The 22297-nt window shown below is 62.5% G+C and carries 24 protein-coding genes and 1 pseudogene; 10 read left to right on the top strand and 15 right to left on the bottom strand.

What is annotated here, in order from left to right; translation table 11 throughout:
- Position 1: 1 nt before the first annotated feature.
- From EOA78_RS13090 to EOA78_RS13080, 3 genes are all read right to left on the bottom strand, one after another.
- Positions 2 to 1003 carry an LLM class flavin-dependent oxidoreductase gene (locus tag EOA78_RS13090; protein WP_127315484.1) on the bottom strand — a complete coding sequence of 334 codons (1002 nt, stop codon included), beginning with the start codon at positions 1001 to 1003 and terminating at the stop codon, positions 2 to 4.
- Between the two features lie 155 nt (positions 1004 to 1158).
- Positions 1159 to 2328, bottom strand: a complete 1170-nt coding sequence (locus tag EOA78_RS13085) for an AI-2E family transporter (protein WP_127315483.1) — start codon at positions 2326 to 2328, stop codon at positions 1159 to 1161.
- A gap of 137 nt (positions 2329 to 2465) precedes the next feature.
- Positions 2466 to 3527 (bottom strand): LLM class flavin-dependent oxidoreductase, encoded by a 1062-nt coding sequence (locus EOA78_RS13080; RefSeq protein ID WP_127315500.1) that lies wholly within the window; start codon positions 3525 to 3527, stop codon positions 2466 to 2468.
- Between the two features lie 231 nt (positions 3528 to 3758).
- Between EOA78_RS13080 and EOA78_RS13075 the strand changes: the two genes are divergently transcribed.
- The gene (locus tag EOA78_RS13075) at positions 3759 to 4187 is read left to right on the top strand and encodes a DUF6481 family protein (protein WP_127315482.1); all 429 of its coding nucleotides are present in this window, start codon (positions 3759 to 3761) and stop codon (positions 4185 to 4187) included.
- Positions 4188 to 4373: 186 nt separating this feature from the next.
- Here the strand turns inward: EOA78_RS13075 and sugE are convergent, their stop codons facing one another.
- The 3 genes from sugE to EOA78_RS13060 all read right to left on the bottom strand — a co-directional run bounded on the left by sugE (position 4374) and on the right by EOA78_RS13060 (position 6852).
- Positions 4374 to 4688 (bottom strand): quaternary ammonium compound efflux SMR transporter SugE, encoded by a 315-nt coding sequence (sugE, locus tag EOA78_RS13070; RefSeq protein ID WP_127315481.1) that lies wholly within the window; start codon positions 4686 to 4688, stop codon positions 4374 to 4376.
- 191 nt (positions 4689 to 4879) lie between these two features.
- Positions 4880 to 5005 (bottom strand): hypothetical protein, encoded by a 126-nt coding sequence (locus tag EOA78_RS37720; RefSeq protein WP_082982715.1) that lies wholly within the window; start codon positions 5003 to 5005, stop codon positions 4880 to 4882.
- A 260-nt stretch (positions 5006 to 5265) separates the two neighbouring features.
- On the bottom strand, positions 5266 to 6852 hold the full coding sequence (locus EOA78_RS13060) for an adenylate/guanylate cyclase domain-containing protein (protein WP_127315480.1): 1587 nt from the start codon (positions 6850 to 6852) through the stop codon (positions 5266 to 5268).
- Positions 6853 to 6979: 127 nt separating this feature from the next.
- On the opposite strand from EOA78_RS13060, the gene EOA78_RS13055 reads away from it, so the two are divergent.
- Complete coding sequence (locus EOA78_RS13055; RefSeq protein WP_127315479.1) at positions 6980 to 7384, top strand: GFA family protein; 405 nt, start codon at positions 6980 to 6982, stop codon at positions 7382 to 7384.
- A gap of 4 nt (positions 7385 to 7388) precedes the next feature.
- Here EOA78_RS13055 and EOA78_RS13050 read toward each other — a convergent pair whose 3' ends face one another.
- A complete protein-coding gene (locus tag EOA78_RS13050; RefSeq protein ID WP_127315478.1) occupies positions 7389 to 8663 on the bottom strand; it encodes a DNA recombination protein RmuC in 1275 nt (424 codons plus the stop codon).
- A gap of 105 nt (positions 8664 to 8768) precedes the next feature.
- On the opposite strand from EOA78_RS13050, the gene def reads away from it, so the two are divergent.
- Genes def through truA form a run of 4 tightly spaced genes read left to right on the top strand, consistent with a single transcriptional unit; the run spans position 8769 to position 11539 of the window.
- On the top strand, positions 8769 to 9311 hold the full coding sequence (def, locus tag EOA78_RS13045) for a peptide deformylase (RefSeq protein WP_127315477.1): 543 nt from the start codon (positions 8769 to 8771) through the stop codon (positions 9309 to 9311).
- Between the two features lie 15 nt (positions 9312 to 9326).
- Positions 9327 to 10256, top strand: coding sequence for a methionyl-tRNA formyltransferase (fmt, locus tag EOA78_RS13040; RefSeq protein ID WP_206533437.1), 930 nt, complete (start codon positions 9327 to 9329; stop codon positions 10254 to 10256).
- Positions 10253 to 10762, top strand: a complete 510-nt coding sequence (locus tag EOA78_RS13035; protein ID WP_127315475.1) for an N-acetyltransferase — start codon at positions 10253 to 10255, stop codon at positions 10760 to 10762. The genes fmt and EOA78_RS13035 overlap by 4 nt, the downstream gene beginning before the upstream one ends.
- 18 nt (positions 10763 to 10780) lie before the next feature.
- Positions 10781 to 11539: a tRNA pseudouridine(38-40) synthase TruA gene (gene truA / locus EOA78_RS13030; protein ID WP_127315474.1), complete on the top strand. Its 759-nt coding sequence runs from the start codon at positions 10781 to 10783 to the stop codon at positions 11537 to 11539.
- 119 nt (positions 11540 to 11658) lie between these two features.
- On the opposite strand, the gene EOA78_RS13025 is transcribed toward truA, so the two are convergent.
- From EOA78_RS13025 to dapD, 6 genes are all read right to left on the bottom strand, one after another.
- Positions 11659 to 12264, bottom strand: a complete 606-nt coding sequence (locus tag EOA78_RS13025) for a transporter (protein ID WP_127315473.1) — start codon at positions 12262 to 12264, stop codon at positions 11659 to 11661.
- A 2-nt stretch (positions 12265 to 12266) separates the two neighbouring features.
- On the bottom strand, positions 12267 to 13466 hold the full coding sequence (dapE, locus tag EOA78_RS13020; RefSeq protein WP_127315472.1) for a succinyl-diaminopimelate desuccinylase: 1200 nt from the start codon (positions 13464 to 13466) through the stop codon (positions 12267 to 12269).
- 281 nt (positions 13467 to 13747) lie between these two features.
- A complete protein-coding gene (locus EOA78_RS13015; RefSeq protein ID WP_127315471.1) occupies positions 13748 to 14986 on the bottom strand; it encodes a GGDEF domain-containing protein in 1239 nt (412 codons plus the stop codon).
- A 16-nt stretch (positions 14987 to 15002) separates the two neighbouring features.
- Positions 15003 to 15725 (bottom strand): hypothetical protein, encoded by a 723-nt coding sequence (locus tag EOA78_RS13010; protein ID WP_127315470.1) that lies wholly within the window; start codon positions 15723 to 15725, stop codon positions 15003 to 15005.
- A 21-nt stretch (positions 15726 to 15746) separates the two neighbouring features.
- Entirely contained in the window at positions 15747 to 16118 is a 372-nt protein-coding gene (locus tag EOA78_RS13005) for a DUF805 domain-containing protein (RefSeq protein ID WP_029347278.1), read from the bottom strand.
- Between the two features lie 27 nt (positions 16119 to 16145).
- Positions 16146 to 17000 (bottom strand): 2,3,4,5-tetrahydropyridine-2,6-dicarboxylate N-succinyltransferase, encoded by an 855-nt coding sequence (dapD, locus tag EOA78_RS13000; protein ID WP_127315469.1) that lies wholly within the window; start codon positions 16998 to 17000, stop codon positions 16146 to 16148.
- A 143-nt stretch (positions 17001 to 17143) separates the two neighbouring features.
- Here dapD and EOA78_RS12995 point away from each other — a divergent pair, with 143 nt between their 5' ends.
- The gene (locus tag EOA78_RS12995) at positions 17144 to 17983 is read left to right on the top strand and encodes an LOG family protein (RefSeq protein WP_127315468.1); all 840 of its coding nucleotides are present in this window, start codon (positions 17144 to 17146) and stop codon (positions 17981 to 17983) included.
- 46 nt (positions 17984 to 18029) lie between these two features.
- On the opposite strand, the gene EOA78_RS12990 is transcribed toward EOA78_RS12995, so the two are convergent.
- On the bottom strand, positions 18030 to 18737 hold the full coding sequence (locus EOA78_RS12990; protein ID WP_127315467.1) for a pyrimidine 5'-nucleotidase: 708 nt from the start codon (positions 18735 to 18737) through the stop codon (positions 18030 to 18032).
- A 161-nt stretch (positions 18738 to 18898) separates the two neighbouring features.
- Between EOA78_RS12990 and EOA78_RS12985 the strand changes: the two genes are divergently transcribed.
- The 3 genes and pseudogenes from EOA78_RS12985 (at position 18899) to EOA78_RS12975 (ending at position 21416) form a co-directional block, all read left to right on the top strand.
- A complete protein-coding gene (locus tag EOA78_RS12985; RefSeq protein ID WP_127315466.1) occupies positions 18899 to 19660 on the top strand; it encodes a GGDEF domain-containing protein in 762 nt (253 codons plus the stop codon).
- 163 nt (positions 19661 to 19823) lie between these two features.
- The gene (locus EOA78_RS12980) at positions 19824 to 19979 is read left to right on the top strand and encodes a hypothetical protein (RefSeq protein WP_127315465.1); all 156 of its coding nucleotides are present in this window, start codon (positions 19824 to 19826) and stop codon (positions 19977 to 19979) included.
- Positions 19976 to 21416: pseudogene (locus tag EOA78_RS12975) on the top strand (GMC family oxidoreductase). Before EOA78_RS12980 ends, EOA78_RS12975 begins: the two are co-directional and overlap by 4 nt.
- A 29-nt stretch (positions 21417 to 21445) precedes the next feature.
- Here the strand turns inward: EOA78_RS12975 and phhA are convergent.
- Positions 21446 to 22282 carry a phenylalanine 4-monooxygenase gene (phhA, locus tag EOA78_RS12970; RefSeq protein WP_127315464.1) on the bottom strand — a complete coding sequence of 279 codons (837 nt, stop codon included), beginning with the start codon at positions 22280 to 22282 and terminating at the stop codon, positions 21446 to 21448.
- Between the last annotated feature and the right edge of the window lie 15 nt (positions 22283 to 22297).

Below are 22297 nucleotides of genomic sequence, written 5' to 3'. Positions count from 1 at the left end.
GTCAGGCCGCTTCCGACAGCGATTTGTGGGCGTCGCTCAGGATCTCGAACGATCGCACCCGCGCTGCGTGATCGAAAATCTGCGCGGTGACCATCAGCTCGTCGGCGCCGGTGCGACGGATAAAGGCTTCTATGCCTTGCCTGACCGTCTCCGGGGCGCCGACGACGGCGCAGGACAGCGCCTGGCCAAGCATGGTTTTGGCCATCGGATCGAGGTCGCGCTCATATCCCTCGACCGGCGGCGGCAATCGGCCTGGCCGGCCGGTGCGCAGATTGACGAAGGCCTGCTGCAGCGAAGTGAACAGCAGCCGCGCCTCGGCGTCGGAGGGCGCAGCGAACACATTGAGGCCGAGCATGACATGGGGCTTATCGAGCTGCTTCGATGGCTGGAAGCGCGAGCGGTAGATCTCCAGTGCGTGATCGAGTTCGGCCGGTGCGAAATGCGAGGCGAAGGCGTAGGGCAGGCCGAGCATGGCTGCGAGCTGTGCGCCATAGAGGCTTGAGCCCAGGATCCAGATCGGCACCTGCTCGCCCTCGCCGGGCACGGCGCGGATACGCTGACCGTCTTCGGCCGGCTGGAAATAGCCCATCAGCTCGACGACATCCTGCGGAAAACTATCGGCGCCGGCTTCGAGATTGCGGCGCAGCGCGCGCGCCGTGCCCATGTCGGTGCCCGGCGCCCGGCCGAGGCCGAGGTCGATGCGGCCGGGATGCAATGCGTTAAGCGTGCCGAACTGCTCGGCGATGACCAGCGGCGAATGGTTGGGCAGCGTGATGCCGCCGGCGCCGACGCGTATCGTTCTGGTACCGCCGGCGACGTGGGCAATAACGACGGAGGTGGCGGCGCTGGCGATGCCCGGCATGTTGTGATGCTCGGCCAGCCAATAGCGCCTGTATCCCAGCCGCTCGGCATGGCGGGCGAGATCGAGTGAATTGGCGAGCGATTGCGAAGCGTTGCTGCCTTCGATGATCGGCGACAGGTCGAGGACGGAAAGGACGGTCATGGCGGGGATCCTGTGGACGGGAGGGATGTAGGAAGCGACCGCCACGGCCGCAAATTCAAAAAATTGAACAGACGCCGCGCGTCCAAGCAGGCGCAAAGGACGCTCTGGCATTTTGAGTCCGAGGGACCCCTCCGGAACTTATGCCACTTCTTTGATCATACGCCCGACGCCTTCTCGGTCTCTGAAATCTGCTCGTCCTCAATCGCCGTATGCTGCGCCGCCAGGAAATTGCCGACATGGCTGAGGCCGTCGAAATGATCGCAGAACACCTTGATGACGACCAGCAGCGGCACCGCCATCAGCGCGCCGACGAAACCCCACAGCCAGGACCAGAAGGCAATGGCGATGAGGATCGCCACGGCGTTGATCTCGAGGCGGCGGCCAACCACCGTCGGCGTCACGAACTGGCCTTCGATGACGTCGCACAAAATGACGAAGGCTGGCGCCAGCAGCGCATAGGAGATCGTCTCGAAGCTGATCAGCGCGATGACGGTAACCAGCGTGATCGTAATCAGCGCACCGATATAGGGCAGGAAATTGAGCAGAGCCGCTGCCGCCCCCCAGACCTGCGCGTTGGGAAGGCCGAGGGCCCACAGGCCGAGCCCGATAACCGTGCCGAGACCCGCGTTGATGACCGTGACGGTGAGCAGATAGTGCGAGATTTCACGTTCAACGTCGTAGACGACGCGCAGCGCCCGCTTCTTTTCGCTGAGACTGGGGAAGGACTGGACAATCTTCTCATAGAACATCGTGCCGGAGGCGAGCAGGAACAGCGACAGGACGAAGACAATGGTGACGCTGGTGGCGGCCGACAGCACATTGCCGGCGGCTTGCGAGAGAATGCCCGATGGCGCCATGGCCACCCTTTGAACGCCGGGCTCCTGGGAGGTCTGCGTTAGTCCCTCTATCTGACGCGAGATATCCACGATCCTTTCGAACGGACGGCGCAGTTGCGCCAGACGTTCCGCAAGCTGCTGGCCGATCGACGAGGTGTTGTTGATGAGGTCGATGACCGGGCCGCTGAGCAGATACCCTGCGACAGCGATGATGCAGAACGACAGCAGCACCAGCAATGTCGCCGACATGACATCGGGCAAGCCGTGCTTGCGCAGGAAGCGGACGATCGGCGTCAGCGTCAGCGCCAGCAGGAAAGCCAGAATGACCGGCATGAAGAAGGCACGGGCGAAGTAGAGCGCGAAGATCGCCATAAGGATGAAGATGCCAATGAGCAGCGAGCGCACCAGATGGGTATCCGCACGCGCCTCGGCGCGCGAATCCGGGCTATCGGCAGCGCCTGCGCCCGAAGCGGCGGGTTCGGCTTTCATTCTGGCCCTCGGCGGCACACCGCGATTGGCGTAGACCGTGGGCGGAAACGCCTTTGCGGCTTCAAAGTTCCGTTAGCCGGCGTTGACGCATTGACGGAAGGCCGTAACGGCCTTGCTGTGAATCAGGTCACTGGGAATCAGGCGGCCGGCGCTGCCACGGCGGGGCTGGCGTTCGCCGTTTCCTTCCGCACGATCGGAGCCACCTTGGTGCCGTAGAGTTCGATCGCCTTCATGATCTTGGCGTGCGCCATGGTGCCGATCGCCATTTGCAGCAGGAAGCGATCGTTGCCGAATATCCTGTGCTGGGCAACGATCTTCTCGGCCACCTGTTCGGGATTGCCGACAAACAGCGCGCCGTCCGGGCCGCGCGACTGGTCGAAATGTGCCCTCGACGTCGGACCCCAGCCACGCTCGCGGCCGATGCGGTTCATCACCTCAGCCTGCGGCCCATAAAAATCGTCAGCCGCCTGATCGGTGGTCTCGGCGATGAAGCCGTGGACGTTGAGGCTGGTGGCGAGATCAGCCGGATCGCTGCCGGCCCGTTTGGCCGTTTCCCTGTAAATATCGAACAGCGGCGCGAACCGCGCCGGCGCGCCGCCGATGATGGCCAGCGCCAGCGGCAGGCCGAGCGCGCCGGCCCGCGCGGCGGATTGCGGCGTGCCGCCGATCGCGATCCAGATCGGCAATCTGTCTTGGAACGGGCGGGGGTAGACGCCGCGATCGTTGATCGGACCGCGCAGCCTGCCCGACCAGGTCACCTTGACATGATCGCGGACGGCAAGCAGCAGGTCGAGCTTTTCGGCAAAGAGCTCGTCGTAGTCTTCGAGATTGTAGCCGAACAGCGGAAAGGATTCGATGAACGAGCCGCGCCCGGCCATGATCTCGGCCCGGCCGCCGGATAGAAGGTCGAGCGTCGCAAACTGCTCGAAGACGCGAACCGGATCGTCGGAGGATAGCACGGTGACCGCGCTGGTCAGCTTTATGCGCCGGGTGCGTTCGGCCGCCGCGGCCAGGGCTACGACCGGCGCTGAAGCCGCATAATCGGGACGGTGATGCTCGCCCAGCCCAAACACGTCGAGGCCGACCTGGTCGGCCAACTCGATCTCCTCGATCAGGTTGCGCAGCCGCTCATGCGCACCGATGGCACCAGGGCCCGGTTCCGGGCTGACGTCGGCGAAGGTATAGAGACCGAGTTCCATCATGTGCCATCCCAGTGTTTTGTTCTTCGCGCTACAGGTAGCGACCAGTCCGCCGCGCCACCAGAGGGGCGGATGGTGAACAGTGCATGTCCGTTTCAGCCGAATTCAGCCGAAGAGGCGTCTCCCGACTGCAACAGCTCAGAATTTCATGGCTGGCATACCGTTTTGGCGCTTGAACTCTGGGTTTTCACGCGTATGTAAGCCTCGCAAATTGACTCCAGGGAAGTGGACTTGGCTATCTATAGGGAAAAAGACGTTTTCGAGCGGCGCAATGCCGCAAACGAAGCAAAGAAGGCGCTTCTCGAGCGCTTCAAGGCAAGGCCGGCAGCAGACCATCCAGCGGTGCTGGCACGACAGGCCGAACGCAAGGCAATCCTCGAAGCTCGTGCGATACGCGAGGCCGAAAAGGCCAGGCTGAAGCAGGAAAAGCTGGCGCGCGAAGCGGCCGAAAAGGCCGAGCGCGAAGCTGCTGCCGAAGCAGCGCGTATTGCCGCGGAAGAAGCGGCGCAGGCGGAAGCGAAGATCCGGGAAGCCGAAGAGAACGAGCGCATCGCTCGTTTGCTTGCCGACGAGGCCGAGCGCAAGGCCAAGCGCGACGCGCGCTATGCGGCGCGCAAGCAGCGCACCGGCAGGACGCCTCCGGGCTTTTCCGCTCGCTAGCGCTCCTAAAGCGCGATTCACGAATCAAATTCAGGGCCGCCTTGCAGCGGCCCTGAAGGCGTTTGTGCTGCGGCCTTGCAGCAAAACCTATGCATGTCGCCCAAAAGTGCGCAGCGGTTTTGGGACGACATGCATAAAAACAAGAACTAAAGCGCGCCGCATGAATCTCTTCAGACGCGACGCGCTTTAGGCCGCGAGTTTCAATCCCATGATGCCGCAGACGACGAGTGCGATGCAGGCCAGCCTGATCGCGGTCGCAGGCTCGCCGAGCAGCCAGATGCCAAGCAGCGCCGTGCCGACGGTGCCGATGCCGGTCCACACCGCATAAGCCGTGCCGACCGGCAGCGTCTTCAGTGCCAGTCCGAGCAAGGCGAGACTGACGACCATCGAGACTATCGTCAGGACCGTCGGCAGCGGCCTCGAAAAGCCATCAGTGTATTTGAGGCCGATCGCCCAGCCGATCTCGAACAGGCCAGCGAAGAAGAGAAGAATCCATGACATCGGCTCGCTCCATTGGATTGCGGGTCGTCCCGGCCGATTTCGGGGAAAGCGCGAAGCCGTCTCACTGCATTGATTTAAAAATTTCGGGTGCCCAATCAACAGCAACGCCGGCGGCATTTCAGGACCAATCGCTGAATGTCGATTGGTCCTGAAATGCCGCCGGTCATGACCTCGCGTCGAAACGCCGAGAGTTACCTGTCCTTGAGTTTGGTCGCTTTGACGGGCGGCGCTTTCAGGGTCGGGGCAGCGGCGGGTTTCTTCGCGTCCTTTTTCGGCTTGCGGGCTTCTTTGCCCGCCTTCATCGCACCTTTAGCCATGATTCGTTTCCTCCGATTGTGGCAAGCGAAATGAACCAAGAGAAACGCCCAACCGCAAGAGGCATAATCTGGCGCTGGCGCCAGCCGGCTGACGTCAACCGATTTCTAATTCGCTCGTAAACCGCGCTGGTCCATGCACTAGTCCCGCGCGTCCGTTCTCGAACGGCCGGTCTAGTGGCGCTTGCCAATGTGCTCTGTAGATCCACACGGCATGGAGATCACTTCGTTGAAGTCTCAAATGCGGTCAGACGTTCAAGAACCTAAAAAGCGGCGGGCTTGCTTCGGATGGTTAAGGCCAGGAGCGCCTCCGAAAGTCGTTTCTTCGCCCGCTCGACCCCGTTCTCGTCGATTGCCTCAACATCGAGGAACAAGTCGAGGCCAGTCGCGTGCTCGCTGATGACCTGAGGGCGCTGGGCCAGTTCACCCAGGAGGCCCTCGACTTCGTAGGGGACAACCTCCCGGCTGATCCCCTTCATGGCAATCGGTGCTAACGGGCGCGCCCGGACAAGGTCGCGGACGAGCGCGTAAGTCTCATAGCTGAGGCAGATGCCGCCGGGCTTGGCAATCGACTGCAGACGGGCCGCCAAGTTCGCTTCGGCTCCGATGATCGTGTAGTCCATCCGATCATCGGAACCGAAGTTTCCAACATTGCAATAGCCCGTGTTGATGCCCATGCGAGCTTGGAAGGGCCGTTCGACTCCGCGGTCACGCCACACCCTGTTCAACTGCTCCAGCCGACGCTGCATGTCGACAGCCATGCGCAAGCAGGCTCTCGCGTCTTCCTCGACGCCTTGCGTCTCGGGGTCTCCGAAGAACACAAGAAGCGCGTCGCCGATGAACTTGTCGACGGTGGCGCCGTGTCTGAGCGCGATCGTCGACATCTCGGTGAAATACTCGTTGAGGAGAACCGTCAGGTCCTCGGGCTGGAGCCGTTCCACGATCGCGGTGAAATCCTTGACGTCGGAAAAAAAGATCGTGAGCTTCTTGCGCTCGGTCGCGATGGTGACGTCCTTCTGGCCGCTGAAGATGCTTTTGTAAATTTGAGGCGAGAGGTATTTGGCGATCTTCAATGAAATCGCGGCTAGGAAGTCGTTTGCCTCGGAAAGCTCCTTATTGATGCCCTGAACCAAGACGGACTGCCGACGCTGCAGGAGAATGAACGTCAGGCCCGCCGCCGCCGCGAAACCGAAATATAGGAGCAGATATTTGAAAGCGAGGACGTTCGCAGCGATGGGCTGATTGACTGATATCTCCTGGATCCCTCGGACATCCCCTACCTTCCAGTCCGTCTTGGGGCTGTCCGGGTGTGAGTTATGGCAGGTCACGCAGACTTGTCCCATTACAACCGGGGCCGCGGCGCGGACGTGCCGGTCAAACAGCGAACCCGAGACTTCGATGATCGGCTCCCTCGGGTTGGCGCGCAAAGCAAAGATTGCATTCCGCTCGAATATATCGAGCTGGTGGGGGTCGCGACCTTTGAAAGGTAGATCCGAGACGAACCGATATTTGACGGACCCGTCGTGAGCGCTGATGCGCTTGCCGAGTTCGATTGAGAGGGTTGCTGGAATAGGGATCGCGCCTGGCACGTCCCGGTAGTTGTGCGTCGCGGTCACGGCGTCGTCTGCTTTCAGCACGCGTCCCACGACTTCGCTGCCGTAGAATCCGCGCATTTCGTCGATGATCCGGCTGATTTCGCTGGCTTGCGTGCGCAGCATCCGTTCCGATAGGTCTCGGAGATCGAGCCAGGCTGCGACGGGCAGACCTATAAGGCCGATGACCACTGCCGCCACCAGGAGAGGTCCCATGGTGCGCTGCTGACGCGCAATCTGTTCACCCAGTCCAGCCATTGTGCAAGCGCCCGGCAGTAATTAGCATCTGAACTATAGCTTATTCCCGGCACGGTACTAGCGTCAGTCGTGGCTCGATGAAAAACCTTGAGCGGTTGTTGCCGAACGGATTTTGGGAGGAATGAAGATGAAGATCGACGGCGGGTGCCATTGCGGCGCCATCACTTACGAGGCGGAAGTCGATCCGGAAAAGACCAGTATCTGCCACTGCACCGATTGCCAGCAACTGACGGGCACGGCCTTCCGCGTGACCGTGCCGGCGCCGGAGGACCACTACCGGATCACCAAGGGCACGCCGAAGATCTACATCAAGACCGCACCGAGCGGCGCCAGGCGCGCCCAGGCCTTTTGCGGCGAGTGCGGTTCGCATCTCTACGCCACCTCGGTTGGCGACGGGCCGAAAGTCTACGGCATCAGGGTCGGCACGGCGCGGCAGCGCGAACAACTGATCCCGAGAAAACAGATCTGGCACCGCTCGGCGCTGCACTGGCTGCCGGAGTTCGAAGGCACGACGATCATCGAGGAGCAATAGCTTCTCAGTCGTCGCCTTCGACCACCCTTAGCCTCAGCTGGCCGGTCTTGGAGTCGGCGACGCGCGCGCCTGCTTCGGCCCTCGCGGCGGTCCCATGTGTCGTCCCGGCCGATCCGGCGTCTTCCTCCGTCGGCTGCGCGCCGAACTCCAGCGCCTCGATCTTCTGGCCGCGCTTGGTCACCTTCGACGTCGAGACGAGGATGTCGTCGATATCCTTCGCCGACTGGCCGAAATGGCTCTGCAGCTTGCGCACCCGCTCGTCGAGGCGCGAGACGTCCTCCATCAGCCGGATGACTTCGCCCTGGATCAGATGCGCCTGCTCGCGCATGCGGGCGTCCTTGAGAATCGCCTGGATGACCTGGATCGACAGCATCAGCAGCGACGGCGAGACGATGACGACGCGGGCGCGGTGCGCCTTGTGCACAATCCCCTCGAAATTCTCGTGGATCTCGGCGAACACCGATTCCGACGGCACGAACATGAAGGCGGTGTCCTGCGTCTCGCCCTGGATCAGGTATTTTTCGGAAATATCGCGGACATGCACCTCGATATCACGCCGAAACCCTTGTGCGGCGACCTTCTGCAAATCGACGCCTTCGGCGGCACGGATGGCGTTCCACGCTTCCAGCGGAAACTTGGCGTCGATGGCAAGTGCGGGCGCGCCGTTCGGCATCTTCACCAGGCAATCGGGTCGGCTGCCGTTCGACAGGGTCGCCTGAAATTCGTAGGCGCCGTGCGGCAGGCCATCGGCGACGATCGCCTCCATGCGCGACTGGCCGAAGGCGCCGCGCGTCTGTTTGTTGGAGAGGATTGCCTGAAGCTGAACGACCTGGCTGGCGAGCGACTGGATATTGCCTTGCGCGGTATCGATGACCGCCAGCCGCTCCTGCAGTTTGGCGAGGCTCTCATGCGTCGATTTCGTCTGCTCGGTCATGGTCTGGCCGAGACGGCCGGTCATCGCGTCGAGACGTTGGCCGATCGACTGTGTGAGTTCGGCCTGCCGGGCCCCGAACACTTCGGCGATGGCGCCCATGCGGCCCTGCATCTCGGCCTGGCTTGCCAAGATGCCGGCCATCCGCGCCTCGGCGTCGCGGGCGTGGTCGGCGGCTTCAGCGGCAGCCACCGCACGCGCTTTCGCCGAGCGCCAGAGCGCGGCGACGAGCGCCACGAACAGACCCAGGATCAGGATCGCGCCGAATGCCAATGCGTGGCCGAGCGTGATCGTCGTGGCGCCGAGCCGGGCGATCGGTTCGGACAGGATGGTGGTCAACTCGTTCATATTGGACAGCATAGATGATTCGGCCTGACGGCACAGATCAAAACGTGAACGGCGCTGCAAATGCCCCGGTTGACGCTTTTCGTGCGAGGTCTTAGGTGAGACGCCATGTCGATCAAGCCGCTCATCATCCTTCCCGATCCCGTCCTGCGCCAGGTTTCAAAACCCGTCGAGCGTGTCGACGGCGCCTTGCGCAAACTGGCCGACGACATGCTGGACACCATGTATGATGCGCCGGGCATCGGTCTGGCGGCGATCCAGGTCGGCGAACCGCTGCGCATGCTGGTGATCGACCTCGCCAAGGAAGACGAGACGCCGGCGCCGCATGTCTTCATCAATCCCGAAATCCTCGAGAGCGCCGATCAGCGCTCGGTCTACGAGGAGGGTTGCCTGTCGATCCCGGATTACTATGCCGAGGTCGAGCGTCCCGCCGTCGTGCGGGTCAAATATCTCGATCGCGACGGCAAGCTGCAGGAGATCGAGGCCGAAGGGCTGATGGCGACTTGCCTGCAGCATGAGATCGACCATCTCAACGGCGTTCTGTTCATCGACCACATTTCGAAGCTGAAGCGCGACATGGTGGTGAAGAAGTTCAAGAAGCTCGCCAGGGACAAGGCAGGCAACAAGGCGCCGGGCAAGTTGGTGGGATAGGGCTCAAAAATGCCCCTGCGCGTCATCTTCATGGGTACGCCCGAATTCTCCGTGCCGACGCTGCGGGCGATCGCGGAAGCCGGACATGAGATAGAAGCCGTCTACACGCAGCCGCCGCGCGCCGCCGGTCGCCGCGGGCTGGAACTGACGCCGTCGCCGGTTCAGCGCGAGGCGGAGCAACTGGGCGTCGAGGTGCGGACGCCGGTGTCGCTGAAAAGCGAGGTCGAGCAGCAGGCGTTCCGCGCCTTGCGGGCCGATGTCGCCGTGGTCGTCGCCTATGGATTGCTGTTGCCCAAACCCATTCTCGAGGCGCCGCGGCTCGGCTGCCTCAATGGTCACGCGTCGCTGTTGCCGCGCTGGCGCGGCGCCGCCCCCATCCAGCGCGCCATCATCGCCGGCGATACCGAGACAGGCATGATGGTCATGCGGATGGAAGAAGGCCTGGACACCGGCCCGGTGGCGATGGTCGAAAAATGCGCCATCGGACCCGATACGACGGCCGGCGATCTGCACGATCGGCTGATGCTGATTGGCGCCGCGCTGATGGCGGAAGCGCTGGCACGGCTGGAACGGGACGCCCTGACATTTACGACTCAGGCGACGGTGGGGGTGACCTACGCCAAAAAAATCGATAAAGCGGAGACGCGCGTGGACTGGACGCGGCCTGCTGGCGAAGTCCACAATCAGATTCGCGGCCTGTCGCCCTTTCCCGGCGCATGGTGCGAGACCGAAATCGGCGGCCGCCTGGAACGGCTGAAACTGCTTCGCTCGACGCTTTCGCAAGGCGCCGGCGAGCCGGGAGGAATTCTCGACGACCGGCTGACGGTCGCCTGCGGGTCAGGCGCGATCAGGTTGGTCGAAGTTCAACGTGCGGGCGGAAGGCCCATTGCCGCGCAGGAGTTTCTGCGCGGGGCCAAGCTCGAAAAAGGAATGAAGTTCTCATGAGCATGATGTCGATACGCGCGGCGACGCCGCGAGACCGCGAGGCGATCCGCCTTGTCGAGGAACACGCATTCGGCCAGCAGGCGGAGGCCGGATTGGTCGATGCGCTGGTCAGCGGCGGCGACGCCGTCGTCGAACTGGTGGCGGAAGAAGATGGACAGGTGGTCGGGCATATCCTGTTTTCGCGGCTTTTCGTGCAGAACGGCGGCCAGAGCTTTCCCGCGGTGGCGCTGGCGCCCCTGGCGGTCGAGCCGTCATTCCATGGCACCGGCATCGGCGGCGCGCTGATCCGCGAGGCGCATATCCGCCTGAAGGAAGCCGGCGAGGCGCTGGCGGTAGTGCTTGGCGATCCTGCCTATTATGGCCGCTTCGGCTACAGCCATGCGCGCGCCGAAAAGTTCGAAAGCGAGTACCAGGGCGAAGCGCTGCAGGCGCTGGCCTGGGGCGAGGCGCCTGAGACCGGCAGGCTGGTCTACGCTTCGGCCTTTAGCTCCGCGCTCGCCGCCTAACCTCAATCCTGCTTAGGAATGCCGCGTTTTCGCCTCGACATCGAATATGACGGCAGCCTCTATGCCGGCTGGCAGCGTCAGGCAGACCAGCCTTCGGTGCAGCAGGCGATCGAGCAGGCGATCGAGAAATTCTGCGGCGAACAGGTCTCGCTGCGCAGCGCCGGCCGCACCGATGCCGGCGTCCATGCGACCGCTCAGGTGGCGCATGTCGATCTCGTCAAGGCATGGCCTGATGACAAGGTGCGCGATGCCGTCAATGCCCACCTGCAAACGGCCAAGGCGCGCATCGCCATTCTCAAGGCGGCTGTCGTGCCCGATAGCTTCGACGCCCGTTTCTCGGCGATCGGCCGCCATTATCTCTACCGCATCGTCAACCGGCGCGCGCCGGCGGCGCTCGACAAGGGCAAGATCTGGTGGGTGCCGAAGCGGCTCGACGCCGAGGCCATGCACGAGGCGGCAAAGGTGCTGCTGGGGCGGCATGATTTCACCACGTTTCGCTCGACCCAGTGCCAGGCCGACAGCCCGATGCGCACGCTCGACCGACTGGATGTCAGTCGTTTGGGTGACGTGATCGAAGTGCGAGCCTCGGCGCGCTCGTTCCTGCACAATCAGGTGCGCTCCATGGTCGGTTCGCTGAAGCGCGTCGGCGAAGGCGGCTGGACAAGTGCCGACCTGAAGGCGGCGCTCGATGCGCGCGACCGTGCCGCCTGTGGCCAGGTGGCGCCGCCCGACGGGCTTTTTCTTATCGGCGTCGACTATTCGCAGCCGTTCGGATGACGCCGCTAGATGTGCCGATCAGACAGCGTCACCTAGGCCAGATCGTTACACGCGCTCCAGCGCATAAATGACAGCCCGACGTTTCACGCATTTCTCTGCAAGCGGGCCTTGTAGATGCTTCAAGTCCCGGTCTCGCTCGGTGCAGCGATGCCGAGCAGCGCCTCCAGGCCGAACAGAACGACCAGCGACGCCACGAACATGCCGGCGAAGACAGCGCTGCCGACAGCTGCGCCCCTGCCGATGGCGGCGTTTGTCATCCGCCAGGTCAGGATCATCGACAGCGCAAACAAAAGCAGCGACGCCAGTACGGCGAACTCGTTGGCGGACGGCAGGAAAAGCCTGATCAGCGCTGCTGGCAGCATTATCCAGGCGATGATCGCAGACGCCCAGTTGCTGGCGACGACATAGTGGACGAAGCGCCCGCCAATGCCGGCGCGCGGCGCGACCAGGGCAAGGCCGACGAGCGGCAACACCCAGGCGCCGATGTCAACCGTCGCCAGCCGGATCAGCATGCTGAAGCGCCCCGCGAATGCATTCGGATCGCCGATCTCATTGGCAAGGCCGACCCAGCCGACGATCAGCGCCGGTGCCGCGACAACGATGGCGAAGAAGGAATTCCAGAAACCGTCGGCCGAAAGGTCGAGCTGGCGCAGCCCGTCGGCCTTGCCGAGCATCAGTCGCCAGGCGCCGGTCAGCGAAGCATAGGTTTCATCGGCCGAAAGCATGGTTACGATGCGCCTTGCGCGAACCAGTCTTCGATGAAGCGCTGATAGATCTGCGTCAGCGTCTCGAGGTCGGCAAGCGCGACGCGTTCATCGACCATGTGCATGGTCTTGCCGACCAGCCCGAACTCGACCACCGGACAATACTCCTTGATGAAGCGCGCGTCAGAGGTGCCGCCGGAGGTGGAAAGCGCCGGCTTCCTGCCGATCACCGCCTTGACCGAACCGCTGAGCGCTTCGATCAGCCGGTCGTCGCGGGTGAGGAAGACGTGGCTCGGCCGGTCGCGCCAGACAAGCTCGTAATCGACCGGCGTCGTCTTGCCGGCCCGGTATTTCTTGCGCTTCGCCGCCTTGTCGAGACGGTTGTGGATTTCCGCCTGGATGGTCTCGGCGGTCCATGTGTCGTTGAAGCGGATGTTGAAGGTGGCGGTCGCCTTTGCCGGAATGACATTGGTGGCTGGGTTGCCGACATCGATCGAGGTCACCTCCAGATTGGTCGGCTGGAAGTCCTTGGTGCCCTTGTCGAAGACGGGGTGCAGCAAGGCGTCGACCAGCGTCATCAGCCCGCGCACCGGGTTGTCGGCAAGCTGCGGATAGGCCGCATGGCCCTGGCGGCCGTTGACGATGATGCTGCCGGACAAAGAGCCGCGCCGGCCGATCTTGATCATGTCGCCCAGCGCGCCGGGATTGGTCGGCTCGCCGACGATAGACGCGTCCCATTTCTCGCCCTTGGCGGCCGCCCATTCGAGCAGCTTTGTCGTGCCGTTGATGGCCGGCCCTTCTTCGTCGCCGGTGATCAGCAGCGAGACCGAGCCTTTCAGGCCGCCTTTCGAACCGAGATGGCGCGCCACCGCGGCGATGAAACAGGCGATGCCGCCCTTCATGTCGACGGCACCGCGGCCGAACATCTCCCCTTTGGCGATCTCGGCGGCGAAAGGCGGATGCGTCCATGAGGTCTCGTCGCCGACCGGCACCACGTCGGTATGCCCGGCGAACATCAGGTGCGGACCGTTGCCGGATCGCCGCGCATAGAGATTTTCGATATCGGGCGTGCCGTCCTCCGAAAAAACCGGGCGCTCGACGGAAAAGCCGAGTGGTTTCAGCATTTTTTCCAGCATGCTCAGTGCCCCGCCCTCAATCGGCGTCACCGAGGGGCAGCGGATAAGGGCGGCGAGATTTCCAGCGGGATCGGTCGGCAACGTCATGGGCAAAAGCGATAGTCGAAAGCGCAAGGCCTGTCACGGCCAGACATAAGGGCCAGCCATCCCGCCAAGATTATGGTTTTCATGCCGTATAGCCGCAGGCCTAGTGCCGCCCAAAAGCATGCCCTCGGGCTTAACCCGTGGGTGCACAGCGGTTTGGGGACAACGACACGCGTAAGAACGACGACTTAAAGCGCGTCGCATGGATCGCGTCATACGCGGCGCTTTAGGCGGGATGTTGGATGGACGGGGGCGACAAAAGGCCCCAATGATCGCTGTGATCGTCAGTTCGCGGCCCGCACATGTGCCCAGTAACGGCCCTTGCCGGTGCGCTTGGCTTCATAGAGCGCGTGATCGGAACAGGTGAGAAGAATTTCAGGCTCGCCGCCGTCGGCAGGCGCGAAGGCGCTTCCAATGCTCAACCCGATGGGTATTGCGGTGCCCAGGCCAAGGTCGAAAGGTACCGAAATCTTCTCAATGGCCCGCTTTGCCAGGTAGGTGGCTTCGATCTCGGACGTGCCGGGCAGCAGGATTACGAATTCGTCACCGCCGATGCGAAAGACCACATCCCCGGGTCGGAAAGCGCGTTTCAATCGTTCGGCCACCTTGCGCAGCAGCATGTCGCCGACCGCGTGGCCGAAGCGGTCATTGACGTGTTTGAAGCCGTCGAGGTCCATGCTGAGGACGGCAAACGGCCTGCCGCCATTTGCTGCCGGCGCCGCAAGCTCACTGCACATGCCGCGCAGTTTCTCCTGAAGGAAGATGCGGTTTGGCAGGCCGGTCAGCGCGTCCTTGATTGCCAGATCGCGATTGTCCAGTTCGGCGCGGATCATGCGGGCGTTGATCGCATGATTTTGAAGCAGCACGATGATGACGCCGGCCACATAGAACGGCACTTGAAATCCGACGATAGACATTCCGGGCGCCGGAGAAAACAGCGCGCCAACCAGGAAAGGCAGGCTCACGGCCAGCATGACGAATATGGCGTAGCGCGGGGTCGCTGCGTTGCGGGACGACACCACGCCGACGACGCCTGCGACATTCAGGGCAGCCAGCACGGCGAGCGCCATATGCCCGCTGACGACGCAGCCATAACAGCCGAGGCCGAAAATCACCGACCATGGCCCCCCGGCGGCCATGAGGCCCGCCTGCGGCCCCGTTCCCCCGCGCTTGCGGGCCCGCTCACATTCCCGCATCAGCAGGAAGCGGACGGCAAACAGGATGAGGTCGGCCGCGATCCAGGCATAAGGCCACCGGTCGCCGGTGACGACCGCGGCGCTGACTGCCAGCACCAGGACGCTGATGGTGCCGAACAGGACAGCGAATTTGCGGTCGAAAGTGGTATCGAGAAGCCGCGCGCGGACAGCTTCCGGCTCCGCTCTGATCGGTGAAGAAAACCAGGCGAACAGCCGCGCGCCGGCGCTTCGCTTTCCGCGCGCTTTCGGGTTGGCCAGGGGTTCGTCGTGTGCCAGTCGAGTGCTCCGTGCCGGTCGACACAGTCTCCACGGGGCATGCTGGACCAAGGTGATTAAGATTAGCTTAGGTACTTGGACGAGCCGACCGCAAGGGACCGTCGATCAGCGTGATCTTTTGCCAGATCTTCCGCGACAGGTTGGAACTCAGGGACTCGATGTCGTTGACACCATCGACGACCACATTGTCGTTGACCGACTGGGCGAACAGCGCGGCGATCTTGCCGGTAATCGACAGCATTTCGGAGCAATAGTCGAGATAGCGGGCGAGATCGGCACGGTCGGTTATGCGTGCCGGTGAATGCGATGTCGGCTTGAAATCGGTTGAAAGCGCTGCCGGATCCTTGGTCAGCTGATGCATGTCGATGACATGGATCAGCGATCGCAAGCCGTGAAGCTTGCGAAACACCTGCTTGCGCTTGATGCGCTCCTCGGTTCGGATCAAGGCCAGGAAGCCGAGCACCGCGAGGATGATCATGTTGATCAACGATTCGATGCCTTGCACCGACTGGACGGCATCGTCGGTTCCCGAGATACGGCCGAGCGGCAGGATGGTGCCGACGAACAGGAACATCAGCGCACCGGCGGCAATGGCGGCGACGACGACGCCGCGCAGCCACCAGATCGGCGCCTCCAGCGCCTTCGCCGCCTTGGCCAGATCACGCGACAGCGACACAAGTTCTATGGCGACGCCCCGCAAGCCTGCATCGGGAAACCGCTCGGCGACGCGTTTTTCCAGTCGTTCGGCGGTTTCGATGATCAGTTTCGAATCAAGCGTACGGTAGCGCATGGCTAGATACCCGATCGGCGCTCAGGATTCGGCCGGCGCATTGGTGCGTTTGCCGTAGCGGTTGGGTCCGGGATCACTTTTGAAAAACGCCAAAATTATAAGGAGAATGGCGCCGACGATGAGAGAGATCAATGCGTAGTAGGTAGGCTTGCCGAAATCGTGGAACCGCTTCGCCGTTAGCGCGAAGGTCGACCATGTCGAGACAACCACAGCGATCCACCAGGCGAGCGCCCAGTACTGACTTGCGGCGGTGCCTAACGGCGTTCGCGAGAACTGGTAGAGCAGAAAAAGCTGAACCAGGAGCGGCAAAAGACCCGCCAAAACATAGGCACTGGGGTTCACTCGCCCGGAAAGGCTGAAGAAAAGCCATAGAAATCGAGGTCTGTCGAGCAAGCGGGTGCGTCCGTTTTTTGCGAAGGATCAATCGCGAAGCAGTTCATTGATCGAGGTTTTGGAACGGGTCTTGGCATCGACCCGCTTGACGATGACGGCGCAGTAAAGGCTCGGACCGGGCTCGCCATTGGGCAACGGCTTGCCGGGCATCGAGCCGGCGACGACGACGGAATTGGCCGGCACTTCACCGTAGAAGACCTCGCCGGTGGCGCGGTCGACGATCTTCGTCGACTGGCCGATGAAGACGCCCATGCCGAGCACCGAGCCCTCGCGCACAATGCAGCCTTCGACCACCTCGGAGCGTGCGCCGATGAAGCAATTGTCCTCGATGACGGTGGGGCCGGCCTGCATCGGCTCCAGCACGCCGCCGATGCCGACGCCGCCCGACAGATGCACATTCTTGCCGATCTGGGCGCAGGAGCCGACCGAGGCCCATGTGTCGACCATGGTGCCGCTGTCGACATAGGCGCCGACATTGACGAAGGACGGCATCAGCACGGCACCTGGCGCGACAAAGGCGGAGCGCCGCACGACCGACGACGGCACGGCGCGGAAACCTGCCTTCTCGAAATCGATGGCACTCCAGCCGTCGAATTTCGACGGCACCTTGTCCCACCACACGGCCTGGCCCGGACCACCCTTGATGATCTCCATCGGGTTGAGCCGGAACGACATCAGCACCGCTTTCTTCAGCCACTGGTTGACATGCCATTTGCCGTCGGCCTGGCGCTCGGCAACGCGGGCGATACCCCGGTCGAGCAGGTCCAGCGCTGACTGGATGGCGTCGCGCGTCGCCCCGCGGGTTGCCGTCGAAATCGTCTCGCGTTCCTCGAAGGCGGTTTCGATAGTGTGCTCGAGGCTCGCCAGATCGGGCTTCGACATGAATTCGCTCCATTACCAAGCTGTTAAGGGGCCGCACCTTAACCTGTTTTGAAAGTCGCCGGACCCTATGTGAAGGCTTGGTGAGGGTCAATCGCGGCTGCGTCACGGGACGGCGCAAGTGAATAATTGGACGGGCAGGTAATATGACTCCTATGGAAAAGGCGGGGTGGACGCCGCTGCCGCATTCGGACGAGGATCTGGAGCGGTCGAAAAGCGTGCCGGACACGCCGCAGACGCGTGCCGAGACCTACCGGCTGGCCTGGAACGATCCCGACTTCATGACGCGGCGCGAATTGCGCGCAGTCAGGCTGCAGCTCGAACTGTTGAAGCCGGAGATGATCCTGGCCGAGCGCGGCATCCGCTCGACCGTCATCCTGTTCGGCGGGGCGCGCATCCCGGAGCCGGACGGCGAAGCCTGGGCGGCCAAAAACGAGACGCAGAAGAAGAACCTCGAGAAAAACAGTAAATATTACGAGGAAGCGCGAAAATTCGCCCGCCTCTGCTCGCAGCAGTCGGCCACCTCTTATTATCGCGAATTCGTCGTGGTGACAGGCGGCGGACCCGGCGTCATGGAAGCCGGCAACCGCGGCGCCGACGATGTTGGCGCACCGTCGATCGGCCTCAACATCGTGTTGCCGCACGAGCAGGCGCCGAATGCTTATGTGACGCCGGAGCTCTGTTTCAACTTCCACTATTTCGCTGTCCGCAAGATGCATTTCGTCATGCGTGCCAAGGCTGTCGCGGTGTTTCCGGGCGGCTTCGGCACGATGGACGAATTCTTCGAGACGCTGACTCTGATCCAGACCGGCCGCATGGAGCGCGTGCCGGTGATCCTGTTCGGCAAGGCGTTCTGGAAAAGGGCGATCGACCTCGATTTCCTCGCGGAGCAAGGCACAATCACCCCCGGCGACCAGGACATCATCGATTTCGTCGACACCGCCGACGAGGCCTGGGGGATTATCAGCCGTTTCTACACGCTTTAGGCCGCGGGGCTGCGGTATCGATCCGGCTTTGCACGAAGCAACTGCCTCAAGCAGTGACGTCAACGATCGCGGTGAGGAATTCGGCAAGATCGTCGGTGACGAAATCCACATCATCTTCATTGGCCGGGTCACGTTCCCAGATCTCCGAGAAGGTCGGCTCGAAGTTGCGCGGCACGACCAGCACCGTGGTCATGCCCAGCGATTTCGGCACGGACAGGTTGCGGGCCAGATCCTCGAACATCACCGCATTGTGGCCGGTGACGGCGTGAAGTTCCGCAAATTTCTCGTAGGTCTGGCGCGCCGGCTTGGGGTTCAGCCCGGCAGCGACGATATCGAAGATGTCGTCAAAATGGTCGAGGATGCCGAGTTGGCGCGCGGTGCGTTCGGCATGCCTGCGGTCGCCATTGGTGAAGATGAACTTGCGGCCGGGAAGCTGGCGGATGGCGGTGCCAAGAACGGGATCGGGAACCAGCCAGGAATAGTCGATGTCATGAACCTTCTCGAGAAAGTCGTCGGGATCGATGCCGTGGCGCGCCATCAGACCGTTGAGCGTCGTGCCGTATTCGCGGTAGAGTTCCTTCTGCAGCTTGCGGGCATCGTCGCGTGGCAGCGTCAGCAGTTCTCCGACATAGGCAGTCATCTTTACGTCGATCTGCGAGAACAGGTTCGAATGGTGCGGATAGAGCGTGTTGTCGAGGTCGAACACCCAGTCGGTGACATGGGCAAAGCGGGCGGGATCCGGGAGCGTGGTCATGCAATCCTTATGGCACGAAACAATGCTTTTGGCAGAGGCTTTATCCACAACTTATGCGCGTTGCGAGTGGCGGAAATGGCGCGATGATTCAAATTTTAGGCATCGCCGAAAGGTGGCATTCAGGGCTTGCTGGCACAGAAACGGTTCAGGGGGAGCCAGCGATGAGCCGCATATTTCTGAAGTCTGCCGCCGTCGCTTTCGCCTCCCTCGCGGTCTCGCTTTTGTTGACGCTCATCGTCGTGCCGGCAATTGGCTTTCCGATCAACCGCACGATCTGGCTGACATCCACGGTCTGTCCGCTGGCGCTCGCCTGGATCGCCGGCGCCTACACGTTCTGGCAGGGCGAGAGGTTGAAAAGCGCCCATCGCGACCTCGCCCGCGCTCATGCCCAGCTCGCCGCAGCGCATCGGCGCCTGTCGGAAAAAGCGAGCCGCGACGACATGACCGGCATGCTCAACCGCGAGAGCTTCTTTGCGGCGCTCGACGCCTCCCGGCGTAAATCCGATCGCGGTGCTTTGCTGATCATCGATGCCGACCACTTCAAGATCATCAACGACAGCTACGGCCACCTGACCGGCGACGAGGCGTTGCTCCTTATTGCAAGCGCGATCGAGCGCGGCGTGCGCAGCGGCGACGTGATCGGTCGCATCGGCGGCGAGGAATTCGGTGCGTTTCTGGTCGGCGCCACCGAACAGGAAGCCAAACGCGTCGCCGAACGCATTCGCCGTGAAGTCGAACTGATCCGCTTCCGTCCCGTCGATGAGCGGGTCATACCCCTCACCGTCAGCATCGGCGGTGTCACCTGCGGTGAGGATGCCGGCGTATCGGATCTGATGCGTGCCGCCGACCATCGCCTTTACCAGGCCAAGCATCGCGGCCGTAATCTGACCATTCTGGACAGGGACATTTCCGAAGCGGCCTGAGCGGTCTCGCTCATTAAGGAAATCCTAACGCTGTTTGGACACAGCCAGGCCGCTTACACGGCTTAAGCAAAGTGTGCCGCTAGGTTTGGCACGGAATTGGCTTCTCCTGGCGAGTATGTTCAGGGAACGCCATGCGTGGATCGAAGCCATCGAGAGACGTGCCATGAGTTTCTTCACCAAGAAAATATCGCGCCGCACGATCCTGCAGGCGCTGATCGCATTGCCGGCCCTGTCGCTGTTCCGCAAGCTGCCCGATACCGATCCGGACGCGATCGTCGAGGTCAATGGTTGGATCCTCAAAAGGAGCGACCTCACTTGATCTTCGACAGCTATGAGGCATTTCGCGCTGCGAACTTCGCCGCCAAGGTCTGCATACTCGGCTCCGGGCCAGCCGGCACCACGATTGCCAGGAAGCTTGGCGCGGCCGGCATTCCGGTTGTGGTGCTGGAGGCCGGCTCCCGCGAGTTCAGCGACGATTCGCAGGATTTCTACCGCGGCGTCACGGTCGGCGACCCCTATTTCGATCTCGACATCACCCGGTTGCGCTTCATGGGCGGCAGTTCCAATCACTGGGCCGGCTGGTGCCGGGTGCTCGACAGCCAGGACTTCGAGCCCAAGGCCTGGGCGCCGGATACCGGCTGGCCAATCAGCCGCGCCGAAATCGAGCCCTATCTGCCCGAAGTCCAGGACATCTTGGAACTTCCCGACTTCCGGCCGGATATGCCGATCTCGGACGATATTCGCTGGGTGCAGCTGATCAAGAGCCCGGCCGTACGCTTCGGTGAAAAATTCGCCGACGAACTCGACAGGAGCAGGAACGTGGCCGTGGTGCTCAGCACCTATGCCACCGAGCTTACCGGCGACGGCAGACGAGTGACCGGCGCCAAACTGTGGTCGAACGGCCAGAATGCCGGGTCCTTCGCCGCCGACTATTTCATCGTTTGCACCGGCGGCTTGGAAAACTCGCGGCTGCTTCTGTGGTCGAACCAGCGCTCGAACGGCGGCGTGGTGCCGAAGGCGACAGCGCTCGGCCGATACTGGATGGAGCATCCGACCTTCGAGGGCGGCAATGCCATCCTCGCCGACTATAGCGAGCTCGAGGTCGACGCCACCAACGAGGCTTTCTTCTCGCCCACGCCGGCGGCCATGGAGCGCCTCGAGATCATGAATTTCGGCATCAGACTGATCGAGATGCCGTACCCCGGGCATCAAAAGCGTCATCGCCGACCTCGCCTGCACGGTGCCCGAGATGGCGGAATGGGTATCCTATCAACTCAGCCAGAACTTGCGCTGCGCCGCCCAGCTCTATGTCGCCTGGGAACAGGCGCCGCTGGTCTCGAACCAGATCCGGTTGTCGAAGACCGATGTCGACCATGCCGGCGTGCCGCGCATCGAGCTGCACTGGAAAAAGTCGGAGCTGGAGCGCCGCACGCTGCTCGAGGGCCTGAGGCTGTTCGGCAAGACGCTCGTCCGGAAGAATCTCGGCCGGGTGCGCATCGCCGACTGGGTCGCCAGTGGCGGGGACTATCCGACCAATGAGGAACTGGCCGGTCACCACCATATGGGCGGCACGCGTATGGGCACGGATGTGACCAAGAGCGTGGTGGACGCCAACTCGAAGGTGCACGGCATGGACAATCTCTATGTCGGCGGTTCCTCCGTGTTCTGCACGTCCGGCGAATGCAACCCGACGACGACAATCGTCGCATTGGCCTGCCGGCTTGGCGACCACCTCGGCAAGCTCATCGGCGTATAAAAGGCCGGCCCAGCCGGGCCGGCCAGCGTCTAAAGTTTCGCCGGGTCGAGCGCCGGCTTGCCCTTGTGGCGTCCGATGATCGTTGCCATATCCGCGACGTTCTGGAAGGCATCGCGCAAAACGTCGAAGGACGGCAGCACGAAATAGGCGCGCTGGAACTTGTCGATTTCGTAGCTGGTGCGCATCACCGTTTCCAGATCGAAGGGGACATGGTGCGCGTCCTTGCTTTCAATCGCGAATTGAAGTTCTGCAAAGGACGACATCAGCCCGGCGCCGAAAGCTTTCAGCGGTTGGCCGGCTTCCTGGATCAGCCCGTATTCGACAGTGTACCAGTAGAGGCGGCTGATCATCTCGTCGCCGCCGAGCGCGATCAGATGCTCGGCCTTCTCGCCATACATCTGCATGAAATCGGCAAAGACCGGCTGCGTCAGCGCCGGCACATGGCCAAAGAAGTCGTGGAACATGTCCGGCTCGACGATGTAGTCGAGCTCTTGTTTCGTCCGCAGCCAATTGGTCACCGGAAAGCGCCTGTTGGCGAGGTGGACGAAGAAGGCTGGTGCGGGAATGAGGCCGGGCACGGCGACGATTTCCCAACCGGTAAGCTTGCGCAGCTTTTCGCTGACGACGCCGAAATCCGGAATCCTGTCGAGCAGGCCCAGCGTGGCGACGCCGTCGAGATAGGACTGGTGTGCCAGCTTTTGCGTCAGCTTCGTCTGGCGGTCGCACAGTGTACGCCACACCGCCTGCTCGTCGGCGGTGTAATTGTAGCTCTGCTCCACGGTGAAGTCGGCACGGCAGACCGAATAGTCGCCGCGAAGGCCTTGCGCCGCGCATTCGCGGGCATAATCGGCAACGCTTATCGTCATGGCTGTTCTCCCTGG

The sequence above is a fragment of the Mesorhizobium sp. M5C.F.Cr.IN.023.01.1.1 genome, from assembly GCF_003997585.1.
GTDB classification, from domain to species: domain Bacteria; phylum Pseudomonadota; class Alphaproteobacteria; order Rhizobiales; family Rhizobiaceae; genus Mesorhizobium; species Mesorhizobium wenxiniae.
This window is presented reverse-complemented; position numbering and strand designations above follow the sequence as displayed.

What these genes read in the sequence shown, in the direction of transcription:
- EOA78_RS13090 (WP_127315484.1), bottom strand. Translation starts at nt 1,003, where the DNA reads ATGACCGTCCTTTCCGTCCTCGACCTGTCGCCGATCATCGAAGGCAGC.
- EOA78_RS13085 (WP_127315483.1), bottom strand. Translation starts at nt 2,328, where the DNA reads ATGAAAGCCGAACCCGCCGCTTCGGGCGCAGGCGCTGCCGATAGCCCG.
- EOA78_RS13080 (WP_127315500.1), bottom strand. Translation starts at nt 3,527, where the DNA reads ATGGAACTCGGTCTCTATACCTTCGCCGACGTCAGCCCGGAACCGGGC.
- sugE (WP_127315481.1), bottom strand. Translation starts at nt 4,688, where the DNA reads ATGTCATGGATTCTTCTCTTCTTCGCTGGCCTGTTCGAGATCGGCTGG.
- EOA78_RS37720 (WP_082982715.1), bottom strand. Translation starts at nt 5,005, where the DNA reads ATGGCTAAAGGTGCGATGAAGGCGGGCAAAGAAGCCCGCAAGCCGAAA.
- EOA78_RS13060 (WP_127315480.1), bottom strand. Translation starts at nt 6,852, where the DNA reads ATGGCTGGACTGGGTGAACAGATTGCGCGTCAGCAGCGCACCATGGGA.
- EOA78_RS13055 (WP_127315479.1), top strand. Translation starts at nt 6,980, where the DNA reads ATGAAGATCGACGGCGGGTGCCATTGCGGCGCCATCACTTACGAGGCG.
- EOA78_RS13050 (WP_127315478.1), bottom strand. Translation starts at nt 8,663, where the DNA reads ATGAACGAGTTGACCACCATCCTGTCCGAACCGATCGCCCGGCTCGGC.
- def (WP_127315477.1), top strand. Translation starts at nt 8,769, where the DNA reads ATGTCGATCAAGCCGCTCATCATCCTTCCCGATCCCGTCCTGCGCCAG.
- EOA78_RS13035 (WP_127315475.1), top strand. Translation starts at nt 10,253, where the DNA reads ATGAGCATGATGTCGATACGCGCGGCGACGCCGCGAGACCGCGAGGCG.
- truA (WP_127315474.1), top strand. Translation starts at nt 10,781, where the DNA reads ATGCCGCGTTTTCGCCTCGACATCGAATATGACGGCAGCCTCTATGCC.
- EOA78_RS13025 (WP_127315473.1), bottom strand. Translation starts at nt 12,264, where the DNA reads ATGCTTTCGGCCGATGAAACCTATGCTTCGCTGACCGGCGCCTGGCGA.
- dapE (WP_127315472.1), bottom strand. Translation starts at nt 13,466, where the DNA reads ATGACGTTGCCGACCGATCCCGCTGGAAATCTCGCCGCCCTTATCCGC.
- EOA78_RS13010 (WP_127315470.1), bottom strand. Translation starts at nt 15,725, where the DNA reads ATGCGCTACCGTACGCTTGATTCGAAACTGATCATCGAAACCGCCGAA.
- dapD (WP_127315469.1), bottom strand. Translation starts at nt 17,000, where the DNA reads ATGTCGAAGCCCGATCTGGCGAGCCTCGAGCACACTATCGAAACCGCC.
- EOA78_RS12995 (WP_127315468.1), top strand. Translation starts at nt 17,144, where the DNA reads ATGACTCCTATGGAAAAGGCGGGGTGGACGCCGCTGCCGCATTCGGAC.
- EOA78_RS12990 (WP_127315467.1), bottom strand. Translation starts at nt 18,737, where the DNA reads ATGACCACGCTCCCGGATCCCGCCCGCTTTGCCCATGTCACCGACTGG.
- EOA78_RS12985 (WP_127315466.1), top strand. Translation starts at nt 18,899, where the DNA reads ATGAGCCGCATATTTCTGAAGTCTGCCGCCGTCGCTTTCGCCTCCCTC.
- EOA78_RS12980 (WP_127315465.1), top strand. Translation starts at nt 19,824, where the DNA reads ATGAGTTTCTTCACCAAGAAAATATCGCGCCGCACGATCCTGCAGGCG.
- phhA (WP_127315464.1), bottom strand. Translation starts at nt 22,282, where the DNA reads ATGACGATAAGCGTTGCCGATTATGCCCGCGAATGCGCGGCGCAAGGC.